Here is a 20,077-nt window from a genome sequence, read left to right on the forward strand (position 1 = left end):
CTGGGAAGACCGCCACCGCGAATGACATGACGGTGGACGACGTCCGGGACCACCTCACCCAGGACCAAGGGGACGTGGCCCTCGGCCTGCTGGAGGACGGTCCGGCTCGCGCCTCTCCATCCCCCACAGCGGCGGCACCTTCGACCTGGCCAGGTGATCACGATGCACAAGAACCCGACCGTGGCCGGAACAGCGGTCGTCCTGGAGGTCCGGCCTCCCGCGGCCGCTGATCGTTGTTCGCCTCGGCCGTCCGATGATGGCTGGTCGGGGGGAAGAGAGAGGAGCCCTCATGGACGCACCGGGCGAGCCGTTCCTGATGCATGTCGAGGATGTCTTCCGCCGGAACCAGGGCGGGGTGGTCGTCCTGACCGGCCGGATCGAGCGTGGGCGGGTTCGCAGGGGCGACGAGGTGGAGATCGTCGGCCTCGGCGGCAACGCGGTCGCCACCGTCGGGGGCAACGCGGTCGCCACCGTCGGGGACATCGAGGCGTGCCGTCGGTACGTCGGCGAGGCGAGGGCAGGCATGAACGTGGGCGTGTCGATACGTGGGATGGCGGGCGGCGCGGTCGAGCGGGGGCAGGTGCTCGCGGCACCGGGGTCCATGAGCGCACACACCAGCTTCGCGGCGGCCGTCAGCCTGCTCTCCGAGGAGCACGGCGGTGCCGGAGTACGTACTGGCGAGCGACTCCACTTCCACATCCGGACCGCCGCGGTGACGGGTGAGGTGACGCTCGCCCGGGACCTGGACGTCCTGCGTCCGCTCCACGCGGCCGACGTGACGATCAGACTCGAACGGCCCGTTGCCCTGGAGGACGGCCAGTCCTTCGCTTTCCGGCACCTCGGACGAGCCGCCGGTTCGGGGGTCGTGACACGTCTGCTCGATCGAGCCTGGTCGGCGGAGCCGCCGGACCCGTGCTAGTCCAGGCCGTACGACAGGAGGGCCACGACGGATATCGCCGCAATGGTGCCCACCAGCATCAGGACGCCCGCGACGACCGTCACGACGGTGAGAGCGCGCTCTGCCTTGCTGGGTTCCACCGATCCGGCGCAGATCTGCTCGTCAGTCATGTCCCCAGGCTGCCGAGCGGCGGCGCGGTGCGATATCCGTACAGATACTCAGGTACGCGGAACCGGCGTGCGTCGCGCGGGTGTTCAGGCTGTTGCCTCGCGGAGCGCTCGGCGGCAGAGGGTGTCGGCTCGGCGGGTGGTTTCCGGGAGGCGGTAGTCAGGGGACAGCCGGAGGGTGTGGGCGCAAGCCGTGGAGAGAGTGACTCGGTGGCCCACGGAGACGAAGACCGGTTTGACGTTCCGCTGGGTGCGTAGCGCTCGGCCTACCTCCTCGGCGTCGTCCGCCAGGAGTGGGGTGGAGTCGCCTCGCTCCGGGCCCGGGTCCTCGTACGTGAACAGGAATGGGTTCTTCGCTACGCCGATCACCGGCAGGCCGGTGACCACGCCGAGGTGACTGGCGAGGCCGAAGCGGCGGGGGTGGGCGCGGCCGTAGCCGTCGCAGACGATCAGGCCGGGGGGCGAGGAGAGCGCCGCGAGGGCGGCCAGGACGGTCGGGATCTCGCGGAACGCCAACAGCCCTGGCACGTAGGGGAAGGTGACGCGGCCCACCGCGGTGGCCTCGTCCACCACCGCCAGGGTCGCGGCGTCCAGCACCACGGCCGCCGCCGCGACGACGTCCCGTTCGTCGTCGTACGCCACGTCGACGCCGGTCACCAGGCCGGTGCCGGGCTCCGGTCCCGGCTCGTCCAGGACGACCAGCCCGCGCAGTTCGTCCTGGACGGCGCGGGCCGCCGTCTCGTCGGCGGGCGTCTCGAACGGTGTCATGATCCGTCAGTTTAGGGAATTGTCCTTTCAGGGCGTGGACTGGAGGCGGTTGGTTAGTCTGGTGATCATGTTCGTACTGGAATTGACCTACACGGCGCCCGTCGAGCGGGTGGACGCGCTGCTGACCGCCCATGTGTCGTGGCTCGACGCGTTGTACGACTCCGGGGTCTTCCTCGCCTCCGGCCGCAAGAACCCCCGCGACGGCGGCGTGATCCTCGCGGTGGGCGGCGACCGCGAGGAGATCGAACGGCTCGCCGCGACGGACCCGTTCGTGACCGGCGGGGTGTGCGCCTACCGGATCACGGAGTTCGCCGCGACGAAGACCGCCCCCGCGCTCGCCCCGTACCGCGAGGAGCTGCCCGGGTAGTGCGGCGGGGGCCGTATCGCCCCCGCCGGACCGGCCCCGGTTCTTTTCCGGGCGTGGCCCCTCAGCGCTTCGCGGACGTGAGCCGGGCCACCCGGCCCTTCTCCCCCGCCGCCCAGCAGCCCAGGTCCGCCGTGCAGTCGACGGTGTCGTACGAACCGGTGTCGACCGTGCGCCAGGTGCGGCCGCCGTCCGTCGTCAGGTCCGTCCCCGTCGGGCCGACGGCCAGGGCCGCGGAACGGCTGTACGGGAGCCACGCCACGCCCGAACGGTAGGCGGGCGGCGGGGTCGTGGCCTGCCGCCAGGTGCGGCCGCCGTCCCCGGTGACCGACGCGGCGCGCGGTGACGCCTGGTCGGCGCGGTAGTCGCCGCCGACCGCCAGACCGTGCTTCCGGTCACGGAAGGCGAGGCCGAACACACCCCGCGCCGGATCGCCGGCCGGGATCGTGGAGTCGGTGACGGTCCAGTGCAGACCCCGGTCGGCGGAGTGCAGCACACGCGCCGTCGCGGCGCCGCCGGTGGCCAGCCAGACGTCCTTCGGCCCCGACGCGACCAGGCACTGCCCGCTCGCCGCGAACCCGGCCTCGCCCGGCAGGGCGGCCGGCATGCCCGCGTCCGGCAGGACCTTCCAGGACGCGCCGCCGTCCCGGGTGGACAGGATGCGGAACTTGCCGTCGACCGGGTCGCTCATGGCGAGCCCGTGCCGGCTGTCGAAGAACGTGACGCAGTCGTAGAAGGCGCGGGCGTCGGTGTTCCGGAAGGACTCGGTCCAGCTCGTGCCGCCGTCCTCCGTACGGAAGATGCGGGACGCCTCGCCCTCCCCGATCGCCAGCGCCACCGCGCGCCGCCCGTCGAACGCCTCGATGTCCCGGAACTCCAGCTCCGCCTCCGCCGCGCCCGCGGGCGACACGTCACGCCAGGTACGGCCTCCGTCGGAGGTGCGCAGCACGGTGCCCTTCGAGCCGGCGACCCAGGCGCTCGTACGGCTGACGGCCGCCAGGCCGCGGAACCGCGCGTCGGTGCCGGTGTCGGTCAGCCGCCAGTCGAGCGCCCCGCCGCCGGTCCGGTCCGTGCCCTCCGGCACCCCGCCCGCGCGGTCGGCGCGGTCCGCGCGTGACGCACCGTCCGGCCGTGCCGCCCCGTCCGCCTGGGCCGGTACGGCGAGCGCCGCCGCGAGTGCCGTACCGCTCACCCCGACTGCCAGTCCCGCCAGCACCGTTCGCCGCAACTTCCCCATGGGTCTCATGGCGCTGGAAGCTAGCCCACCCGCCGGGCGCCGTCCAGAGCGGGCCGGCCCCGCCCCGGGGAGCCGCGCCGCCGAAGAGGTGACGCAGGTCACTCTCGATTTCGAGCACGGATCGGGTCTCCCGGCCGTCTTCCAAGTAGCAGGCGACCGTTCGCGGTCGATGTCAGATCCGTCGAAGGGGAGCACGCCGTGTCACCCGTCATCGAACAGGCCGTGCAGGCCCGGCTGGTCGCGTCCGTGCCCCGCATGGAGACCGTCCCCGCGACGCTGCACTACGACCAGGGGGACCCCTTCGCGGTGCGGATGGCGTTCCCACCCCCGGCGACGCTGGAGGGCACCGACGTCACCTGGGAGTTCTCCCGTGAGCTGCTGGCGCTCGGGATGACAGAACCGTGCGGGGTGGGGGACGTCCGCGTACGCCCCTTCGGGTACGGGAGGACGGTGGTGGAGTTCCACGCCCCGGAGGGGACCGCGATGGTCCACCTGCGGACGTCGGAGCTGCGCCGCTTCCTCGAACGCACGCAGGGGCTGGTGCCCGTCGGCCGCGAACACCTCTATCTGGACCTGGACCACGACCTCAAGGTGCTGCTGCGCGACGCCTGCTGAGGCGCCGTAGCGCGCGGCGGCATCGTGAGACCGCCTACCGGTCATAGTCCGGTGAATCCCGACAGAAGGTGTCCGGATGCCTGGCTAGCGTCGGCCGCATGCCTCAGCACATCGTCATCACGGGTGCCCGTGAGAACAATCTCCGTGACGTCTCCCTCGCCCTCCCCAAGAACCGGATCACGGTCTTCACCGGCGTCTCGGGATCCGGTAAGTCGTCGCTCGTCTTCGGTACCGTCGCCGTGGAGTCGCAGCGTCAGTTGAACGAGACCTTCCCCTCGTTCATCAGGAACCGGCTGCCCCGGTACGAGCGGCCCCGGGCCGACGCCGTCGACCATCTCTCGGTGGCGATCGTGGTCGACCAGAAGCCGGTGGGCGGCAATGTCCGCTCGACCGTCGGCACGATGACGGACATCTACGCGATCCTCCGGGTGCTGTTCTCCCGCCACGGCACCCCGAGCGCCGGCGCGGCGAGCGCGTACTCCTTCAACGATCCGTCGGGGATGTGCACGGCCTGCGACGGCGTGGGCCGGGTGGTGCGGCTCGACCTCGACCGGGCGATCGACTGGTCCAAGTCCCTCGACGAGGGGGCGCTGCTGCTACCGGGGCTCTCCGTGGGCGGCTGGGAGTGGCAGCTGTACGCGCGCTCGGGCCGCCTCGACCCGGCGAAACCCCTGGGCGGGTTCAGCGAGGCCGAGCGGGAACTGCTGCTGTACGGGGGCGGCTTCAAGGTCCGGGTCGACCTGTCGAGCGGTTCGGCGGACACCCGGTTCGAGGGGCTCGTCACCCGTTTCACGCGGCTCTTCCTCAACCGGGACACCGCCACTCTTTCCGAGAGGCGCAAGGAGGCGGCGGCGCGTTTCACCGTCGAGCGGCGGTGCGAGGAGTGCGACGGGTCCCGGCTCAACGAGGCCGCGCGTGCCACCCGGATCGGCGGACTCACGATCACCGACCACACACGGATGGAGGTCGCCGATCTGGCCGGGGTGCTGGCGGCGCTGGACGATCCGGTGGCGGCCCCGGTCGCGGCGGCCGCGCGGGAGCGGCTGGAACGGCTGACCGGCATCGGGCTCGGCCACCTCAGCCTGGACCGCGGGACGACCACTCTGTCCGGCGGTGAGGGGCAGCGCCTCAAGCTGGTGCGGCACCTGGGGAGTTCGCTGACAGGACTCACGTACATCTTCGACGAGCCGAGCGTGGGCCTGCATCCCCGCGATGTCGGCCGGCTCAACGATCTGCTGGTGAGGCTGCGCGACAAGGGCAACACCGTGCTGGTGGTGGAGCACGACCCGGACGTGCTGGCCATCGCCGACCATGTCGTGGACATGGGCCCGGGCGCGGGCGCGGACGGCGGCCGGGTGGTGTTCGAGGGGCCCGTGGAGCTGCTGCGGGAGGCCGATACGCTCACCGGCCGCTTCCTGCGCCGCCGTACGACCGTGAAGGAGTCGTTCCGCTCCCCCGCCGGCTGGTGTCCGGTGACCGGGGCCGCTCTGCACAACCTGAAGGGGATCGACGTACGGTTCCCGGCCGGCGTGCTCACGGTGGTCACCGGCGTCGCGGGGTCCGGGAAGTCGACGCTCGTCTCCGAGGTGTTCACGGCGGCGTATCCGGAGGCGATCGTCATCGACCAGGGCCCGATCACCGCCTCGTCCCGGTCGACGCCGGCCTCGTACCTCGGCGTCATGGACACCATCCGCGCGCTCTTCGCCCAGGAGAACGGGGTGGACCCTGGGCTGTTCAGCTTCAACTCCACCGGCGCGTGCCCGGAGTGCGCGGGGCGCGGGACCCTCACCACCGATCTGGCCTTCATGGATCCGGTCACCACGCTCTGCCCGGCCTGCGAGGGCCGGCGCTTCCACGACGGCGTACGGAAACACCGCCTGCGGGGGCGGTCTGTCGTCGACGTGCTGGGGATGACGGCGGCGGAGGCGCTGGAGTTCTTCGAGGAGAAGCGGCTGCGGCGGCCGCTGCGGGCGCTCAACGACGTGGGCCTGAGCTATCTGCCGCTGGGCCGGGCGCTCAGCACGCTCTCCGGCGGTGAGCGCCAGCGCATCAAGCTCGCCACCCATCTGCACCGTACAGGCGGTGTGTACGTCCTGGACGAACCCACCACGGGACTGCACCTGGCCGATGTGGAGACGCTGGTGGCACTGCTGGAGCGGATGGTCGACGCGGGGAACACGGTGATCTGCGTCGAGCACAACATGGAGGTCCTCAAGCGCGCGGACTGGGTGGTCGACCTGGGCCCGGACGGCGGCAAACACGGCGGCGAGGTCGTCTTCACGGGCACGCCGGAGGGGCTGCTCGGCCATCCCACCTCGTTCACCGCCGCACACCTCCGGCAGGATCTGGCACATCCGTAGCACCGTGGGGCATTCCATCGCGGTGGTACGGCGGGTCATGATGGGCGCGACCGGCCCCGTCACGCATCGGGCCCTTCACGAACCGGACCCTTCACGGACCTGGAGAATCGCCCGTGCCCAGCAGGAAAGCCTTGATCCGCCGTCCAGGACCGCGCCTCACCGAGGGCCTGGTCACGCATCTCGAACGCGTCCCCGTCGACACCGAACTGGCCCTGCGGCAGTGGGAACGGTACGTCGGGACACTGCGCGAGCACGACTGGGAGACGGTCGAGGTGGCACCGGCCGACGACTGCCCGGACGCGGTGTTCGTCGAGGACACCGTGGTGATGTTCCGGAACGTGGCGCTGATAACCCGGCCGGGCGCCGCCTCCCGCAGGCCCGAGACCAGCGCGGTGGAGGAGGAGCTGGGGCGGCTCGGCTGCTCGGTGAACTGGGTGTGGGAGCCGGGCACGCTGGAGGGCGGCGACGTCCTCAAGATCGGCGACACGATCTACGTGGGGCAGGGCGGCCGGACGAACGCGGCCGGTGTGCAGCAGCTGCGGGCGGTGTTCGAGCCGCTGGGCGCGCGCGTGGTGGCCGTACCGGTGAGCAAGGTGCTGCACCTCAAGTCCGCGGTGACGGCGCTGCCCGACTCCACGGTCATCGGGTACGAGCCGCTGGTGGACGTGCACTCCGTCTATCCGCGCTTCCTGCCCGTCCCCGAGGAGGCCGGCGCGCACGTGGTGCTGCTCGGCGGCGGGAGGCTGCTGCTGGCGGCGAGCGCGCCCAAGACGGCGGAGCTGTTCACCGATCTCGGGTACGAGCCGGTGCCGGTGGACATCAGCGAGTTCGAGAAGCTGGAAGGGTGCGTGACCTGTCTCTCGGTGCGGCTGCGGGACCTCTACACCTGAAGACAGCTGGGGGACCTCTGCGCCTGATAACACCTGAAGACACCTGAATCGGCGTCCGCACCCCAAGCGGCGTCGGTCACTCCCTGAGAGCGGCGGACAGGCCCGGAACGGCGGAACAGGGGCACCTTCACCCGGTAGATCCGTATTTGTTCGCCAGTTCATCCCCGCAGGTCAGCACCTCCGGGACGGTCCGTGGTTCCCGAGGCTTGGCCTGCGGCTTACCGTGGCTTTAACCTACGGTCTCGTAACCTACGAATCCGTAGGTAATATCTCCCGTCCCCAGGAGCACCCGTGACGATCACCTCTCCCCACCTCGGCAGTTCGGACGCGTGGACCGACGCGCGACTGCTGTACGCGCTGGAAGAGGTCGTGGAGAAGGAACTCAACCGTCATCTCAAGGTGGCAAAAGACTGGATGCCGCACGAGTACGTCCCCTTCTCGGACGGCCGCAACTTCACCGGGATCTTCGAGGACGGTGAGGCCTGGGACCCCGCTCAGTCCAAGGTCACCGACATCGGCAAGATCGCTCTCGTGGTGAACCTCCTCACCGAGGACAACCTCCCCAGTTACCACCACGAGATCGCCTCCCTCTTCGGCCGCGACGGAGCGTGGGGCACCTGGGTGCACCGCTGGACCGCGGAGGAGGGCCGGCACGGCATCGTGATGCGCGACTACCTGCTCACGTCCCGGGCCGTCGACCCGGACAAGCTGGAGCAGTTCCGGATGACACACATGTCGGAGGGCTTCACGTCCGACAACCGCCACTCGATGCTGCACTCGGTGGCGTACGTGGCGTTCCAGGAGCTGGCGACCCGCGTCTCGCACCGCAACACCGGCCACCAGTCGGGCGATCCGGTCTGCGACCGGATGCTGGCCCGCATCGCCACGGACGAGAACCTGCACATGGTGTTCTACCGGAACCTGCTGGGCGCGGCCTTCGAGATCGCCCCCGACATGACCATGCAGGCCGTGCGTGACGTGGTCGTGGACTTCCGCATGCCGGGACACGGCATGCCCGGTTTCGAGCGCGCGGCCGCGCAGATGGCCATAGGTGAGATCTACAACATGCGGATCCACCACGACGACGTGCTCCAGCCGGTGCTCCGCTACCTCAAGGTCCTGGACATCGACGGGCTCGGCGCCGAGGGTCTCAAGGCGCAGGAGGAGCTGGGGCTGTACATGGGCGGGCTGGACAGCGAGGCGCGCAAGTTCGACGAGAAGCTGGCCGCCCGCAAGGCGCGGATGGCGGCGCGCGCCGCCGGCTGATCCGGGCCGTTCACCTGTCACCACTGCCGGCCGGGCGTGCTGTCACGCCCGGCCGACGGGGTGGTCGCGGGGTAAGGCGCCGTGTGAGGCGGCGGGGGCCGGGTCCGGTGTCATGCGCGGTTCCTGCGCAGGCGCTGGCGCTCCTTCTCGGAGAGTCCGCCCCACACCCCGAACCGCTCGTCGTTGTCGAGCGCGTACGACAGGCACGCCTCGCGGCCCTCGCACGCGCCGCAGAGCTGTTTGGCCTCCCGGGTGGAGGAGCCGGGGGCGGGAAAGAAGAAGTCCGCTCCGGTCTGGGCGCACAACGCGCTCTCCTGCCAGGAGAGTTCACGTTCCAGGCTGATGACGCCGCTCGTGGTGGTACTGGTCCCCGTGGTGTTGATCGACATGGGCCACAGGCTGCCGTACGGCGATAAACATCTGATGGACGAAAGATCGCCGAGCAGGCAGGACGACCGGGACGGCCGCCTTCGCCGCTTCGGTCAGATCGCCGGCGTGACGCCCTGCATGATCGCGAAGGACGCCCCGTACGGGTCCGTGAGCTTCGCGAACCGGCCCACTCCCTCCAGATCGACCGGTGGCGTCCGGACCGTACCGCCGAGGGTCCGAGCCCTCGTGACTGTAGCGTCGCAGTCCGTGACCGCGAAGTAAAGCAGCCAGTGCGGATCACTGTCCGCCTCGGTCGGGTCGGAGCCGAGCGGTACGAAGCCCCCGAACATGGCGTCCGAGCCCTGGCCCGCGGGATTGACCATCCGGTACGTCCCGTTGCCGCCCGGGATCGGCGTGCTGATCGCCTCCCAGCCGAAGACCGCGCTGTAGAAGCTGAACGCGGCGTCCTCGTCCGGGGTGTACAGCTCGCCCCACGTGAGGGCGCCCGGCACGTTGACGAGGTCGAGGCCCTTGTTACCGCCGGGCTGCCAGACCGCGAAGCCCGCGCCCGCCCGGTCGGCGAAGACCGCCATCCTGCCGAGGTCCATGACATCCATCGGCCCGTACACGACGGACCCGCCGCCCGCCTCGACGGCCCTCGCCGTGGCCTCGGCGTCGGGTGTCTGGAAGTACAGCGACCAGGCCGGCGGCGCCTGCCCCTCCGGAATCGGCATCACCCCGGCGACGGTCCCGCCGCCCAGCTGGAACATGCCGTAGCCGCCGGTGTCGGGGCCCGCCGACACGTACTCCCAGCCGAAAACGCCCCGGTAGAAGTCGACCGCCCCCTCCCGATCGGGTGTGGCGAGATCGGTCCAGTTGGGAGAGCCTGTGACAAACGGGGTGGTGAGCATGGTGTGCGCTCCTTCGTGGGGTCCCTCGGGCTCCTGGGGTCTGTTCTCCGGCCCCTGGGCCTGTCTTCCGAGTCTCCTCCCGATGCCGGGCAATCGCACCGCGCCCGATGAATGCACGACCGTGCGTTCAGTAGACTGGGCGGATGAGCGGCACACGTACGGGCAGCGCGGCGGCCGGGAGCCGCCCCGGTCGGGCCGGGCCCACGGACCGGCGCGTCAAGCGCGGGAACCAGACACGGCGGCTGGTGCTCGACCGCACGATGGACGTGGCGTCGGTGGAAGGTCTCGAAGGCCTCTCCCTGGGCCGTATCGCGAGCGAGCTGACGCTGAGCAAGAGCGGGGTCTTCGCCCTCTTCGGCTCCAAGGAGGAGCTCCAGCTGGCGACGGTACGGGCGGCCGTGGACGTCTACATCGCGCACGTCGTACGGCCCACGCGTGAGGTGGCGCCGGGGGCGGAGCGGGTCTGGGCACTGTGCCGGAACTGGCTGATGTACTCCGCGAACCGCGTCTTCCGCGGCGGCTGCTTCTTCTACGGCGTCTCGGCGGAGTTCGACGCGCGCGACGGCGCGGTGCACGACGCGATCGCCAAGGCCAGTGCGGACTGGGTGAGTTACGTCGAACGCACCCTGGACGGCGCGCGGCGGGCGGGCGGTCTCGCGGCGGGCACCGACGTGCCCCAACTCGGCTTCGAGATCAGGGCGTTGATGGAGGCGTCCAACGCGCGGTCAGTGCTGCTCCGCGAGGCGATCGCATACGAGCGCGCGGGCAAGGGCATCCTGGACCGGCTGCGCGCGGTGGCGACCGACCCCGGGGCACTGCCGGAGGGGCCCGGCGAGATCAGGGTGCCGGAGACGGCGTGACCCGGCCGGTGCCGAGACCGGTACGTGGGCGGCGCCCCCGCACGAAAGAGTGAATCGTTCCCCGGACACCCCATGTTCGGCTGCCGGAGGCAGCACTGTGCAGGGGCGGGCGACCAGCTCCGCACCCGCCGCACCGGCACAGGGGAAGGGGTGGGAGTGGCACACACCAAGGGGCGGCTCCCGGTCTCGCTGCGGGACCGGGCGCGCTACCGGTTCGACCGCACGCTGGCCCGCAGCACCGGCACACTGATGGGCTGGCTGATACTCACCTGCCTGGCCGTCGTCGTGCCGGTGAGCGTCCTGCTGGTGTGGACGGACCCCGATTCGCCGCACTCGTTGTCGGGCCGCCTGACGGCGGCGTGGCGGACCAGCGCGGAGACGCTGCGGCTGGGCGCGATCTCCGGAACGCCGCTGCGCATGGTCCTGTCGGCGCTGCTCGGACTGGTCGCCCTGCTGTGCGTGTCGACCCTGATCGGAGTGATCACCAACAGCCTGGCCGAACGGATGGCGGAGTTGAGCCGCGGGCGGTCGACGGTTCTGGAGCACGGCCATGTGCTGGTGCTCGGCTGGTCCGACCAGGTGACCACGGTGGTAGGGGAGTTGGTCTCGGCGCAGGCCCCGCGCCGGTCCCGGGCCATCGTCCTGCTCGCCGACCGGGACAAGACCGGGATGGAGCAGGCACTGGCCGCCCGGGCCGGCGGCGCCCGGCTCATCTGCCGCAGCGGTCCGCCGAGCGACCCCGCCGTACTGGCGCTGGTCAGCCCGCGGACGGCGAGCACCGTGCTGGTGCTGCCCCCGGGCGGGCCGGCGTCCGACCCCGAGGTGCTGCGGGTCCTGCTCGCGCTGCGTGCGGTCGCCGGCGAGGGGCCGGGCGGCCCACCGGTGCTGGCGGCGGTACGGGACGACCGCTACCGCGCGTCGGCCCGGCTGGCCGCCGGGCCACGTGCCACGATCCTGGAGACGGACGCGGTCACGGCCCGGCTCGTCGCGCAGTGTGTCGGCCGCCCCGGCCTCTCCCTCGTCCTGCGCGACCTCCTCGACTTCGCCGGTGACGAGTTCCACCTCACCGACGCCACCGCGTTCTCCGGCGCTCCTTTCGGTACGGCCCTGCTGGGCCATGCCGACTCCTGCGTGATCGGGCTGTTGACCCCGCAGGGCCGGACCCTGCTGAACCCGCCCGCCGACACCACGGTCACACCGGGGACCCGGCTGATCGTCCTGGCCCGCGACGAGGCCGGCACACGCCCGGAGGACTGCCGGCACCTCGTCGACACGTCGGTGATCGCCGGGGACCGGCCACCACCGGAGCATCCCGCGCACCTGCTGATGCTCGGCTGGAACCGCCGGGCTCCCCTGGTCGTGGAACAGCTCCGGCGCACGGCCCGGCCCGGTTCCGTCCTGGACATCGTGACGGACCGGTCCCTGCCTGGGCCACGGGAGCCGGAGGCGGTCGCGGCGACGGCTGCGGAGGCGGAGGCAGCGCAGGACGTGGACCGGCTGGCCGTTCGGTCCCGGACCGCCACCCTGTCGCGGCCCGAGACCCTGCTCGGGCTCGACCTCGCCCCGTACGACGGTCTGGTGGTCCTCGGCCCCGATCCCGGCGACGGGCCGGACCGGCCCGACGACTGGACGCTGGTCGCCCTGCTGGCGCTGCGGCTGCTGGAGGAACGCGCCGGAGGCCGGGAGTTACGGGTCGTCAGCGAGCTCACCGACGACCGCAACCGCCCCCTCGCACCCGTCAACCCCGGCTCCGACGTCATCGTCAGCGGCGAACTGACCGGACTGCTCATGGCGCAGATCGCGCAGAACCATCATCTGGCCCCGGTGTTCGACGAGTTGTTCTCCGCGGAGGGCAGCCGGCTCTGTCTGCGTGCGGCCGGGACGTACGTCCGCGCGGGGTGCGAGGCGACCTTCGCCACGGTCGTGGCCGCCGCCCGCGACCGCGGCGAATGCGCCATCGGCTACCGCCGTCACGACCGGCGGATGTCGGCGCCCGACTACGGGGTCCGGCTGAACCCGCCCAAGGGGGAACGGCGTGAGTGGAGTACCGGGGACCACGTGGTGGTCGTCACGACCGACCCGACCGTGCCCGGCCGGGCGGCTGGGACCGTCCGGGCCCCCGCGGCCGGGACCGCCGGGGAGGACGGGGAGGCCGGGGAAGGACGTCCGCCGGAGAGGGCCCGCCCCGAACCCGGGATCCGCTGACACGCGCCGGCCTGCCGGGCCGGCGCGGTCCGCGCCGGCCCCCCGTGGTTCCCGCCCCTCAGTGGCCCGTGTGATCCCCGTCCGCCGGGGTTCCGGGGTGGTGGGGCTCGTAGCCCGGGACGGTGCCGTCCGGTTTCGCCACCAGGAACAGTCCGGCCATGCCCATGTCCGAGTGGCTCTGGACGTGGCAGTGGTACATCCACGCGCCCGCGCCGACGTGTTCGCCCGCGATGATCTGGAAGCCGAACGAGTCCGCCGGCCCTGTGATCTTGTTGTCGATCACACGGCTGGGGTCGTCGGGGCCGGTGAGCAGGCCCGTCCTGTTGTCCGCCCAGCGGTGACCGTGGATGTGGAACGTGTGGTAGTACTCGCCGTGCGTGATCATGATGACCTCGACCCGGTCCCCCACCGTGGCCTCGAAGTCGGGCGTGGCGGCGCCGGTCTTGTTGTTGATCGTCATGTCGTTGAAGACGATGGTGAACTGCTTGTCGGGCAGGATGTCACCCTTCCGGCGCACGACGACGGGGCCGTAGAGCCCCTTGCGGATCCCGCCGGTGCCGTGGTCCGTGCCCACCACGTGGTCGTGGTAGTGCCAGTAGCCCGCGCTGCCCGGCCGCCAGGTGCCGTCGGCGCGCTTGCCCGGTGCGTGGGTGCGCCAGGTGTACGTGCGGGTCGCGCCGGGCTCCACGTGGCTCCGGTTCATCCGGGTGCCGTCGCTGGCGATGTCGTAGTCCACGCCGTGCACATGGAGGCTGGCCGCCACGTCCGTCGTGTTCTCGAACTCGATGTGAAGGGTGTCGCCCTCGGTCAGCTCGATCAGCGGACCCGGGACGGTCGCCGCGCCCTTCTCGAAACCGTAGCCCAGCTGACCGTCCGCCAGCTTCTCGGCGTACAGCTTGAGATGGCGCACCTGGCCCCCGGCGGGCGCGGTGGGGGGTGGAGCCTCCGCCGAACTCGCGGCGGGCGCGGACGCCACCGACAACGAGGCCGCTCCGGTGGCGGCGACCGCACCGCCCGCCAACAGGCGCCGGCTGAAGCTCCTTCTGTCCATGGCCATATCGAACTCCCCTGTGCCGTAAGGAGATGGACGGGGCGCAGGAGTCCCCGGGGACGGCCACACGGTAGAGCAGTGATCTTCGTTTATCCACACTCAGGACAAAGTTGGTGGGATTCCGTCCATAGCTATTGGCTGACCGCCGAAAGACGTCTAGCTTCAAGCGCTGTTGCTGTGACCAAAGTTGGGTGGGTGAACAATGCAGCGCGCACCACATCACCGGTCAAGATCCAGGCGCGGGGCGGCCGCGTTCCTGGTCGCCGGCACCATGGCGGCATCCCTGCTGGGCGGCACCGCCGCCACGGCGAGACCGTTCCCTGAGCCGCCACCGACCGCCTTGGCCCTTCCGTCGCCGCCGGGCGGCCAGAACGTCAAGGTCCTCGTGTTCCACGCCTCGGCCACCGAGGAGTCACCGCTCGTCAACGCCGGGATCGAGGCCATCGAGGCGATCGGCCTCGCGGGACCGGCGGCCGGGCGCTTCAAGACCGAGGCCACGGACGACGGTTCGGTCTTCACCAACGAGAAGAAGCTCGGCAAGTACAACGCCGTCGTCTTCCTCACCGGCGGCGGCGACGTGCTCGATCCGGAGCAGGAGGCCGGGCTGGAGTCGTACGTGGAGGCCGGCGGCGGCTTCCTCGGCATCCATGACGCGGCCCGTACGGAACCGTACTCCGACTGGTTCACCGGTCTGATCGGCGCGCGGCCCGCGGCCACCAGCCCGGCCACCGTCCAGCGCGCGACCGTCGAGGTCGCCGACCGGGTGAATCCGGCCACGAAGAACCTCCCCGTGGAGTGGAAGCGGCCCGACAAGTGGATCAACTGGGCGGCCAACCCGACCGGCAAGGTGCACACCGTCGCCAAGGTCAGGGAGAGCAGCTACCGGCCGGGGGCGGGCGCCAACGGCGTCGACCACCCGGTCTCCTGGTGCCGTGACTACGACGGCGGCCGGTCCTTCTACACCGGGATGGGCGGTACGGCGGAGTCGTACGCCGAGACCGACTTCCGCGAGCACCTGCGGGGCGCCCTCCAGTGGACCACGCGCCTCTCGCGCGCCGACTGCAAGGCGACCATCGACGCCAACTACACGGCGGCGAAGGTGACCCAGCCCAACCAGGCGGGCCAGCAGGACCAGATCGGCGAGCCGCACGGCCTGGTCGTGGCACCCGACGGACGGGTGCTGTACATCGGCCGCGGCGGCGGGGCGAACGGTGCTCCCGTCGTCACCGACTGGAACAACCCGGAGATGGGCAAGGGCCTCGGCCAGGTCCACATCTACGACCCCGTGACCAAGAAGGTCACGCTCGCGGGCGCCCTGACCGTCTTCGGCAACAAGGGCGGCGGCGACGAACTCACCAAGGTCGAGGAGGGGTTGCTCGGCATCGAGCTGGACCCCGCCTTCGCGGCCAACGGCTGGGTGTACCTGCACTACACCCCGCACTCCGGGCTCGACCGTGACAAGCGGATCGCCGAACGGCGCGTCTCGCGCTTCACGCTGGACCCGGTGACGAACAAGCTGGACCTGGCATCCGAGAAGGTCCTGCTCAAGTGGCCCGTACAGGTCAACAGCTGCTGCCACGCCGGTGGCGGGATGGCCTGGGACTCGAAGGGCAACCTCTACATCGCGACCGGCGACAACAACTCGTCCGGTTTCAGCGACGGTTACTCGGGCAACAACCCGCAGCCCAACTACAAGGGCCTGTCCTTCGCGGACGCCCGCAGGACCGCGGGCAACACGAACAACCTCAACGGCAAGATCCTGCGCATCCACCCGCGGCCCGACGGCACGTACACCCTGCCGGCCGGGAACCTCTTCACGGGTGAGGAGCAGGACGAGGGCGGCGACAAGACCCGCGGCGAGATCTATGTGATGGGCGTGCGCAACCCGGCGCGCATCTCGGTCGACCAGAAGACCGACATCCTGTACGCGGGCTGGGTCGGCCCCGACGCGGGCGCCCCGAGCACGACCTGGGGTCCGGCGAAGTACGACACGTTCGCGGCGATCACCAAGGCGGGCAACCACGGCTGGCCGTTCTGCATGGGCAACAAGCAGCCGTACCGGGACCGCAACCTCCCCGACCCGACGAAGCCGCTGGGCTGGTACAACTGCGACGCCCCGAAGAACGAGTCCCCCAACAACGACGGCCTGGTGAACCTGCCTCCCGTCACGGGCAACACCATCTGGTACTCCCCGCAGGGCGGCGGCCCCGACTTCCCCCGGGACGCCAACGGCGTACCCAGCTACAAGGCCGAGGAAGGCACCTTCCTGCTGCCGTGGCTCAAGGGCGGCGGCCAGGCCACCATGGACGGCCCGGTGTACCGCTACAACGCGGCGACCGCGACGGCCGACGCGTGGCCGGAGTACTGGGACGGCAAGTGGTTCGTCGGTGACTTCTACGACGCCGACAACCCGCGCCACGCGGTGCTGACCGATCCCAAGACGGTCGGCAAGGGCGGACTGCCCGTCACCGCCGAGTCGTTGAAGAAGATCATCCCGGTCGGCAACGGCGGCATCCGCAACCTCATGGACTGGAAGTTCGCGCCGGACGGCTCGCTCTACGTCCTGGACTACGGGCGCGGCTTCTTCACCTCCGACTCCCAGTCCGCGCTGTGGCGTGTGACGTACAAGGGCGGCGAGGCGACGCCCGCCGCCGCGGATCTGGCCAGGAAGGCGACTCAGTGAGACCCCGATCAGTGAGACACCGACCTCTACGCCTGTGGACGGCCCTCCTGGGCGCGTTGCTGATGGTGCTGGGGCTGACGTCGACGGCCGCCTACGGGCGGACCGGCGACCGTACGGCCGACAGCACGGCGGCCGCCCAGGTTCTCAACTGGACGACGAGCGGCCGCACCGACCGGTACGTCACCTTCCCGACCACCGCGGTGGCGGGGGCGACGACCATCGTCTTCGAGAACAGTGTGGCCACCGGCAACGACATCGGGATGCCGCACACGCTGACCTTCGACGTGTCGGACCCCGAGTACAACAACGACGTACCGCTCAACATCCTGGCCAATCCGAGTGACGACAACGGCGGCAAGTACTCCGTCGAGGTCAATCTCACCCCGGGCCGCTACCGCTTCTTCTGCACCATCCCGGGCCACGGCCAGATGCAGGGCATCCTGACCGTGACCGAGGCGGGCGGCGGCGACGACACCACTCCGCCCGTCGTCAAGGCCACCGTGGACGGGGAGGGCAACGACCAGGGCGAGTACGTGGGTTCGGCCGTGGTGGGTCTGTCGGCCACCGACGAGGGATCCGGCGTGGCGTCGATCGAGTACCGGACCGGAGTCGGCGGCACCTGGCAGCCGTACACCGTTCCGCTGGTGTTCGACCAGGTCGGCCAGCACGATGTCGCCTACCGCGCCACCGACCAGGCGGGAAACGTGTCGCCGGAGGCGGGCGTGTCCTTCTGGGTGGTGGCGCGGCCCGGCGGTGACTCCACCGCGCCGGAGACCTCGGCGACGGTGAGCGGCGACAAGGACCCGGCGGGCAACTACCTGACGATGGCCACGGTCACCGTCACCGCCTCGGACACCGGTTCGGGCGTCAACACCATCGAGTACGCCCTCGGGGCGGGCGCGGCGTGGCAGCCGTACACCGGGCCGGTGATGGTCCATCAGGTCGGCGCGCACACCGTCCGCTACAGGGCGACCGACAAGGCGGGGAACGTGACGGCCGAGAAGTCCGTCGCCTTCACCGTCGTGGCGCCGCCCGCGCAGGACACGACGGCGCCGGTGACCACGGCGGCCGTCAGCGGCACCCTGAACTCCGGCGGTGCCTACGTCACCAGCGCCAAGGTCACCCTGTCGGCGACCGACGCCGGCGGGTCCGGGGTGGACAGGACCGAGTACTCGCTGGACGGCGGTCCGTACCTCGCGTACACCACCCCCGTCATCGTCGACGCGCTCGGTTACCACACGCTCGCGCACCGGGCGACGGACAAGGCCGGCAACACGTCGGCGGCCAAGCAGGTGTCCTTCACCATCGCGCAGGGCGGTGGCGTCCCGGCGCCCAACTGCCCTGAGTTCGATGAGCGGTTGACGGTCATCGTGGGCGCGGTCGACACCGGTGTGCCGAACCGGCTCACCCGGAGCCGGTGCACGATCAACGAGCTGATCGAGGACGAGAAGGACTGGTCCTCGGCGGCGCTGTTCCTCAAGCACGTGGACGGCGTGCTCGACAAGCTGCTGGCCGACAACGTCATCGACCAGCGCGAGTTCAACAAGATCACCAAGGCGGCCAAGCAGTCGAAGATCGGCAAGCCCGGCCAGACCGAGGGCTACCGCGACCTCTTCGACGGTACGGCGGAGTCCCTGGCGCAGTGGGAGCAGGTCGGCGGCGGTAAGTTCGCGCTGTCCGGCGAAGGTGCCATCACCAGCAGCACGACGGTGAACGGCATGGGCATGCTGTGGTTCCCGGAGCGCAAGTACGGCGACTTCTCGCTCAAGCTCCAGTTCCGCGACGACGCCCCGGGCACGGGCAACGCCAACGGCGGTGTGTTCGTGCGGTTCCCGAACGTCCACAACCACCCCGAGGAGTCCCGGCCCGAGTGGGTCGCCATCAACTACGGGCACGAGATGCAGATCCTCGACAACCCCGTCGGCGACATGTACAAGACCGGCTCGGTGTACGGCTTCGACCGGGTGGGCCTGGGCGGCGCGGGGGTCACCCCGAAGGGCAGCTGGAACGACTACGAGATCCGCGCGGAGGGCCAGCACTTCACGATCCTGCGCAACGGTGTGGTGATCAACGAGTTCGACAACGTCGGCGGACAGGCCTTCACACCGCCGCGCGCCGGGGACCCGGGGACGGACGGCCGGCGGTACGCCACCGGTTACGTCGGCCTCCAGGTGCACAGCACGACGGACGTGATCTCGTACCGCAACATCCGTATCAAGGAGCTGTAGACACACGACGGCTCCGAACACACTGTACGACGGGACACACCGCACGGCGTGTCACACCGAGGCCCTCACCGCACCCGGCGGTGAGGGCCTTCGCCGCGCCGCCGCGCCGCCGTCCCGGCATCCCGGCATCCCGGTCAGCCGGCCTCGTCCTCCGGCCGCGCCCGGCTCGGCTGGACCCGCTTCGGCTCCCCCGGCATCTTCGGGTAGTCCGGCGGGTACGGGAGGTCGCCGAGGCCCTGGTCCCGCTCGTGCCGGTCCGCCAGCTCCAGCAGCCCCTCCAGGCTGTACGCGTGCTCCTCCATGTCCGCGTGCACATCGCCCAGTTCGGCGTAGCGCACCGGCATGGTCGCGATGTCGAAGTCCCGCGGGGCCACGTCGTCCAGCTCCTCCCAGCGCAGCGGCGCCGAGACCGGGGCGTGCGGACGGGGCCGTACGGAGTAGGCGCAGGCGATCGTGCGGTCCCGGGCGGTCTGGTTGTAGTCGACGAAGATCTTCTCACCGCGCTCCTCCTTCCACCACGCGGTGGTCACCCGGCCCGGGTTCCGGCGCTCCAGATGGCGGCCGATGGTGATGGCGGCCCGCCGTACCTCGGTGAACGTCCAGCGCGGCTCGATCGGGACGAACACGTGGAGGCCGCGTCCCCCCGACGTCTTGGGCCAGCCGCGCATCCCCAGCTCGTCGAGGAAGCTGCGCAGCTCGTGCGCGGTCCTGACGGCGTCCTTGAAGTCCGTGCCGGGCTGGGGATCGAGGTCGATCCGCAGCTCGTCGGGGTGATCGGTGCGCCCGCGCCGTACCGGCCACGGGTGGAAGGTGAGGGCGCCGAGGTTCGCCGCCCAGAGGACCGCCGCCACCTCGGTCGGGCAGATCTCGTCGGCCGAACGCCCGCTGGGGAACTCGATCCGGGCGGTGGGGATCCAGTCGGGCAGGTTCTTCGGGGCCCGCTTCTGGTAGAAGAATTCCCCCTCGACGCCCTCCGGGTACCGCTCCAGCGTCGTCGGCCGGTCCCGCAGGGCCCGGAGGATTCCCGGGCCCACGGCCAGGTAGTAGCGCGCGACGTCGAGCTTCGTGAAGCCGCGCTCCGGAAAATAGATCTTGGCCGGGCTGGACAGCCGTACCGCCCGGCCGCCCGCCTCCAGCTCCACCGCCGCACCCGCTGCACCCATGAGCGCCACCGTAGGCCGGGCGGGCCGGGAGCGCATATCGGG

General features: G+C 70.9%; 17 protein-coding genes. 10 read left to right on the forward strand and 7 right to left on the reverse strand.

From position 1 onward, the window contains the following. Window positions 1–289: 289 nt before the first annotated feature. The gene (locus OG349_RS05160) at window positions 290–919 is read left to right on the forward strand and encodes an EF-Tu/IF-2/RF-3 family GTPase (protein ID WP_327233450.1); all 630 of its coding nucleotides are present in this window, start codon (window positions 290–292) and stop codon (window positions 917–919) included. On the opposite strand, the gene OG349_RS05165 is transcribed toward OG349_RS05160, so the two are convergent. Together OG349_RS05165 and OG349_RS05170 are read right to left on the reverse strand one after the other, a co-directional pair. Further along, window positions 916–1,068: a hypothetical protein gene (locus OG349_RS05165; protein WP_327233451.1), complete on the reverse strand. Its 153-nt coding sequence runs from the start codon at window positions 1,066–1,068 to the stop codon at window positions 916–918. The genes OG349_RS05160 and OG349_RS05165 overlap by 4 nt on opposite strands. An 84-nt stretch (window positions 1,069–1,152) precedes the next feature. Beyond that, window positions 1,153–1,833 (reverse strand): endonuclease V, encoded by a 681-nt coding sequence (locus OG349_RS05170; protein ID WP_327233452.1) that lies wholly within the window; start codon window positions 1,831–1,833, stop codon window positions 1,153–1,155. Window positions 1,834–1,900: 67 nt separating this feature from the next. Here OG349_RS05170 and OG349_RS05175 point away from each other — a divergent pair, with 67 nt between their 5' ends. Further along, window positions 1,901–2,200, forward strand: coding sequence for a YciI family protein (locus OG349_RS05175; protein ID WP_327233453.1), 300 nt, complete (start codon window positions 1,901–1,903; stop codon window positions 2,198–2,200). A gap of 61 nt (window positions 2,201–2,261) precedes the next feature. Here the strand turns inward: OG349_RS05175 and OG349_RS05180 are convergent, their stop codons facing one another. Continuing rightward, complete coding sequence (locus OG349_RS05180; protein ID WP_327233454.1) at window positions 2,262–3,443, reverse strand: WD40/YVTN/BNR-like repeat-containing protein; 1,182 nt, start codon at window positions 3,441–3,443, stop codon at window positions 2,262–2,264. A 189-nt stretch (window positions 3,444–3,632) separates the two neighbouring features. Between OG349_RS05180 and OG349_RS05185 the strand changes: the two genes are divergently transcribed. The 4 genes from OG349_RS05185 to OG349_RS05200 all read left to right on the forward strand — a co-directional run bounded on the left by OG349_RS05185 (window position 3,633) and on the right by OG349_RS05200 (window position 8,565). After that, window positions 3,633–4,049 carry an SsgA family sporulation/cell division regulator gene (locus OG349_RS05185; protein ID WP_161312318.1) on the forward strand — a complete coding sequence of 139 codons (417 nt, stop codon included), beginning with the start codon at window positions 3,633–3,635 and terminating at the stop codon, window positions 4,047–4,049. 98 nt (window positions 4,050–4,147) lie between these two features. Beyond that, window positions 4,148–6,409, forward strand: a complete 2,262-nt coding sequence (locus tag OG349_RS05190) for an excinuclease ABC subunit UvrA (protein ID WP_327233455.1) — start codon at window positions 4,148–4,150, stop codon at window positions 6,407–6,409. Window positions 6,410–6,522: 113 nt separating this feature from the next. Beyond that, entirely contained in the window at window positions 6,523–7,299 is a 777-nt protein-coding gene (gene ddaH, locus OG349_RS05195; RefSeq protein ID WP_327233456.1) for a dimethylargininase, read from the forward strand. 291 nt (window positions 7,300–7,590) lie between these two features. Further along, on the forward strand, window positions 7,591–8,565 hold the full coding sequence (locus OG349_RS05200) for an acyl-ACP desaturase (RefSeq protein WP_327233457.1): 975 nt from the start codon (window positions 7,591–7,593) through the stop codon (window positions 8,563–8,565). Between the two features lie 110 nt (window positions 8,566–8,675). Here OG349_RS05200 and OG349_RS05205 read toward each other — a convergent pair whose 3' ends face one another. Together OG349_RS05205 and OG349_RS05210 are read right to left on the reverse strand one after the other, a co-directional pair. Further along, entirely contained in the window at window positions 8,676–8,954 is a 279-nt protein-coding gene (locus OG349_RS05205) for a WhiB family transcriptional regulator (RefSeq protein WP_327233458.1), read from the reverse strand. Window positions 8,955–9,047: 93 nt separating this feature from the next. Continuing rightward, on the reverse strand, window positions 9,048–9,845 hold the full coding sequence (locus tag OG349_RS05210) for a VOC family protein (RefSeq protein ID WP_327233459.1): 798 nt from the start codon (window positions 9,843–9,845) through the stop codon (window positions 9,048–9,050). 143 nt (window positions 9,846–9,988) lie between these two features. Here OG349_RS05210 and OG349_RS05215 point away from each other — a divergent pair, with 143 nt between their 5' ends. Both OG349_RS05215 and OG349_RS05220 read left to right on the forward strand, forming a co-directional pair. Continuing rightward, a complete protein-coding gene (locus OG349_RS05215) occupies window positions 9,989–10,705 on the forward strand; it encodes a TetR/AcrR family transcriptional regulator (protein WP_327233460.1) in 717 nt (238 codons plus the stop codon). Window positions 10,706–10,861: 156 nt separating this feature from the next. Continuing rightward, entirely contained in the window at window positions 10,862–12,910 is a 2,049-nt protein-coding gene (locus tag OG349_RS05220) for a CASTOR/POLLUX-related putative ion channel (RefSeq protein WP_327233461.1), read from the forward strand. A gap of 58 nt (window positions 12,911–12,968) precedes the next feature. On the opposite strand, the gene OG349_RS05225 is transcribed toward OG349_RS05220, so the two are convergent. Continuing rightward, window positions 12,969–13,961, reverse strand: coding sequence for a multicopper oxidase domain-containing protein (locus OG349_RS05225; RefSeq protein WP_327233462.1), 993 nt, complete (start codon window positions 13,959–13,961; stop codon window positions 12,969–12,971). 202 nt (window positions 13,962–14,163) lie between these two features. On the opposite strand from OG349_RS05225, the gene OG349_RS05230 reads away from it, so the two are divergent. Further along, window positions 14,164–16,644: a ThuA domain-containing protein gene (locus OG349_RS05230; protein WP_327233463.1), complete on the forward strand. Its 2,481-nt coding sequence runs from the start codon at window positions 14,164–14,166 to the stop codon at window positions 16,642–16,644. 62 nt (window positions 16,645–16,706) lie between these two features. Continuing rightward, window positions 16,707–18,872, forward strand: coding sequence for an OmpL47-type beta-barrel domain-containing protein (locus OG349_RS05235; protein WP_327238454.1), 2,166 nt, complete (start codon window positions 16,707–16,709; stop codon window positions 18,870–18,872). A 134-nt stretch (window positions 18,873–19,006) separates the two neighbouring features. On the opposite strand, the gene ligD is transcribed toward OG349_RS05235, so the two are convergent. After that, window positions 19,007–20,035, reverse strand: a complete 1,029-nt coding sequence (gene ligD, locus OG349_RS05240; protein ID WP_327233464.1) for a non-homologous end-joining DNA ligase — start codon at window positions 20,033–20,035, stop codon at window positions 19,007–19,009. Between the last annotated feature and the right edge of the window lie 42 nt (window positions 20,036–20,077).

Source organism: Streptomyces sp. NBC_01317 (assembly GCF_035961655.1).
Taxonomy (GTDB): domain Bacteria; phylum Actinomycetota; class Actinomycetes; order Streptomycetales; family Streptomycetaceae; genus Streptomyces.